General features: G+C 60.7%; 5 protein-coding genes and 1 pseudogene. All 6 read right to left on the bottom strand.

The genetic code is table 11. The features are described from left to right. Positions 1-240, bottom strand: a pseudogene (locus tag JFT58_RS29945) (ERF family protein); the annotation flags it as partial. 7 nt (positions 241-247) lie between these two features. Beyond that, on the bottom strand, positions 248-1,405 hold the full coding sequence (locus tag JFT58_RS29940) for a hypothetical protein (RefSeq protein ID WP_057978964.1): 1,158 nt from the start codon (positions 1,403-1,405) through the stop codon (positions 248-250). Between the two features lie 156 nt (positions 1,406-1,561). Next, positions 1,562-2,128 (bottom strand): hypothetical protein, encoded by a 567-nt coding sequence (locus tag JFT58_RS29935; protein ID WP_198834874.1) that lies wholly within the window; start codon positions 2,126-2,128, stop codon positions 1,562-1,564. Next, complete coding sequence (locus JFT58_RS29930) at positions 2,125-2,328, bottom strand: hypothetical protein (RefSeq protein ID WP_177024620.1); 204 nt, start codon at positions 2,326-2,328, stop codon at positions 2,125-2,127. The genes JFT58_RS29935 and JFT58_RS29930 overlap by 4 nt, the downstream gene beginning before the upstream one ends. Next, positions 2,325-2,540 (bottom strand): hypothetical protein, encoded by a 216-nt coding sequence (locus tag JFT58_RS29925; RefSeq protein ID WP_073842603.1) that lies wholly within the window; start codon positions 2,538-2,540, stop codon positions 2,325-2,327. The genes JFT58_RS29930 and JFT58_RS29925 overlap by 4 nt, the downstream gene beginning before the upstream one ends. Next, entirely contained in the window at positions 2,537-2,959 is a 423-nt protein-coding gene (locus JFT58_RS29920; protein ID WP_057978921.1) for a hypothetical protein, read from the bottom strand. Before JFT58_RS29920 ends, JFT58_RS29925 begins: the two co-directional genes overlap by 4 nt. Positions 2,960-2,997: the final 38 nt, after the last annotated feature.

The following is a 2,997-nucleotide window of genomic DNA, read 5'->3' as shown; positions in this document are numbered from 1 at the left end:
ACGAAAAACCGGGCCAATTTCCGCTTGAGCCCGAACCATAGCGGCGTTGAAGGCTGCCGCCGCCGTACGATCCGTGTGGCGCTCGTACATCTCCATCATCTTCTGCATTTTGTCTGCATCGAATGCCGGGTCGGTTGCGGCCCGCTGGATCATTGTCAGCATCGCGGTTGATTCGTTGGTGGCCGCCGGGCTGGCGACCTGCCGAGTCTCGGTGCGCTCGGCCAGTGCTGAGTTAGTCATGGCAACCTCAGAATTGAATGGATACGTTCGGCACTTCGCCGCGGGCGATCTTCAGGACGATGGCCTTGGCCAGCTCTTCGCTGATGTTCATGCCGATCAGGGCCTGCTTGGCTTCGCCCAGGATCTTCGACTTGTGTGCTACGTCAGCCTGGCGCTCCTGCTGCTGGCGCAGGATTTCATCTGCCGCTGCGTTCGCCCTGGCAACCTCATCCAGTCGCGCCTGCTCCACGGCTTCCTCTTGGCGGCGAATGGCCGCAAGGCGCTCTTGCTCGGCGCGCTGTTCGGCGGCAGCACGACTTGCTTCTGCCTGGGCCGCTGCTGTGCGCGCTTGTTCGGCCTGCTGTTCCAGTTGAAGGCGCTGGCGTTCGGCGGCTGCCTCTGCATCCAGTGCGGCCTGCGCGGCGGCGCGCTGTGTAGCTGCGGCCTGATCCAGCAGTTCCTGTTCTCGGCGGGCTGCTGCGTCACGTTCGGCCTGGGCCTGCTGCTCGGCATGGAGCCTGGCTTGTTCGGCGGCAACGCGGGCAATCTCTGCATCACGGTCGCGCTGGGCCTGAGCCTCTGCCTCGGCACGCAGGCGCACCAGTTCGGCCTGCTCGGCTTCATACTGGGTACGCTCGGCCAGAAGGGAGCGCAACTTTACCAGTGTCGCGTCCTTCACCTGGGCAGCTTCGGCCAGGAACTCTTCCCATGTATCGCTGATTGCGACCATCTCAAGCTGGTTGATGGTGTCGGCGACACGGGCGGCGGTCGGGGGCGCTTCGAAAACGGCCAAATCCTTGATGGCCTGGATACCGTCGACGTGCTTGTCTTTACGGGCCTGTTCAGCCTCTTCCCAGTCGGTCAGGGGCTGCCGGGTGGTATCGCGCAGGCTGTCCATCTTGGTCACGAACTCGCGCAGCTCAGCCTCGACCACCTTCGGCATTTCCTTAAGGCGCTTCAGGTAGTCGCGGCCAGGGGTTTCGACTGCCTTTTTGGACTTGCTCACCGTCGCGGCCAAGGAAGCGATGCGAGCACGGCCTTTCACAGTGGTCAGGTCGGGCACCTCGCCGGTGACTTCGGCCTTCACCGCGTCGAAGAATTGGCCCAGGCCACCAGCTACGTAAATGGCCGGCGCGTTATCGGCGCTGATATCGTCGATGGTGATGACTTGTTGTTGTGCGGACATGGGGATTCCTTGCCGCGATGCTCGCAGCGATTGAAGGTGTTGGTTATTGAGTGATTCGGTCAGCGAGGGCGCTGAGCAACATCAGGAAGGTGAGGATGGAGAGTGCTATGGCAGACCCGCGCCAGAAGCAGTAGCGCTTGGCTCTTTGGTAGGAGGTCATGGCTGCGACTGCTTGCGGTAGCCAGAGTCGTAGAGCTGGCCCGCCATAATTCGGCGATCCCTCATGATGCCCGTGAGGATGTTGGTGTCGGCGATCATCTCCTCGATCGCTTTCTCGCGTTCTTCCACCGCGATCTGCTCGGGCGTTCGGACAGGTCGAAAGCATCCATATGCGCCTTGAGCGACCTGCAAATATTCGAACTCAGGAGGCGCATAAAAGGTGAATGCAGCCACCTCGAAAGACCCGCTCATAAAGTGGGCTATAACCGTTACTTGGTCGCCAACACGCGGGTCCGTCGGGATGGTTTCCTCGGGATTGAACCCGGCAAACTCGCAGAGCGTTCCAACAGGCGGCAGGCCTTCGCCGGTCCAGGGCCTTTCCTCATAAGCCCACACGTCAAGGTAAGCGCAAAGCGCTGAGCCATCACAAGACTCGCCACGTACCCGGTTTTGCTCATGAATCACGCTTTTAACAAAGGTAACTCTCGGGAAATGGATATTCCCAACACAGGCGACAAGCGCGCCTACGCAGTCTTCTGGTGCACCACCCCAATCAACAATCATGCTTTCACCTCATAAGCGACAGTCCACTCACCACACATGCAGGCCCGACCACTCCATGCGTGCACATTCGGGATGCCAGCGTCATGTGCCAGCGACAGGGCGCCCAGCCACTTGGTGTGGGTGAAGGCCAGTATCATGCGGTCGGCGGGCAGCTCTTCTATTTGCTCGTCGACTAGCGATTTCACGACTGGAGTGGTCATGCTGCGGCCCTCTTAAGCTCTGCATTGCGCTCGACGAACTTGGCGTCCAGCGCATCGCGGTAACGGTTGGCGGTAGGGGAGTCGACCAGATCGGCGAACTCGGCCATTTCGATCATGCCCATGACGAAGGTGCGGTCCGGTACCGGCGTGCAGGACTTCTTCATCTTGGCGATTTCCAGGCCCAGGCGGGCGAGGGCGGTAGGGGTATTCATAGTTCTTCGTCCTCGGCCTGGGCCGCCAATGCATCGTCTGCCAATGGCTCAACAAGGCTCTGAGCGATGATCCTGAGCTGTTCTTTTGGGTCGGCTACCGCCAGCAGGTCCTCGGCGCCGTCTCGGGCCAGGAAGCGATCACCGAGCAGCCCAGCAATGACCATCTCGCCAATGGCACATGGGCTCTTGCTGTCACTGTTGATCGCGAACTGCTCGACCTCGGCGGCGAAGGTCTTGAACGTCACGCCCTGCGCGGAATGCAGTCGGCGCTTGAACTGCACGTCGCTGCGCCGATCAACCAGCGTTTCAACTGCGTTATCGATCCACTCCTTGCGGGCAATCTCCACCGCCGACTCGCTCACTGGAGGCGGCAACTGAGCGTCGTAACGCTCCTGGCATATCTTCAATGCTGCGTTCATGGTCGCCTCCAGGGTGGCGGGTCAGTCGTAATAGTCTT

Source organism: Pseudomonas sp. MF6767 (assembly GCF_016405475.1).
GTDB classification, from domain to species: Bacteria; Pseudomonadota; Gammaproteobacteria; order Pseudomonadales; family Pseudomonadaceae; genus Aquipseudomonas; species Aquipseudomonas paracarnis.
This window is presented reverse-complemented; position numbering and strand designations above follow the sequence as displayed.

What these genes read in the sequence shown, in the direction of transcription:
- JFT58_RS29940 (WP_057978964.1), bottom strand. Translation starts at nt 1,405, where the DNA reads ATGTCCGCACAACAACAAGTCATCACCATCGACGATATCAGCGCCGAT.
- JFT58_RS29935 (WP_198834874.1), bottom strand. Translation starts at nt 2,128, where the DNA reads ATGATTGTTGATTGGGGTGGTGCACCAGAAGACTGCGTAGGCGCGCTT.
- JFT58_RS29930 (WP_177024620.1), bottom strand. Translation starts at nt 2,328, where the DNA reads ATGACCACTCCAGTCGTGAAATCGCTAGTCGACGAGCAAATAGAAGAG.
- JFT58_RS29925 (WP_073842603.1), bottom strand. Translation starts at nt 2,540, where the DNA reads ATGAATACCCCTACCGCCCTCGCCCGCCTGGGCCTGGAAATCGCCAAG.
- JFT58_RS29920 (WP_057978921.1), bottom strand. Translation starts at nt 2,959, where the DNA reads ATGAACGCAGCATTGAAGATATGCCAGGAGCGTTACGACGCTCAGTTG.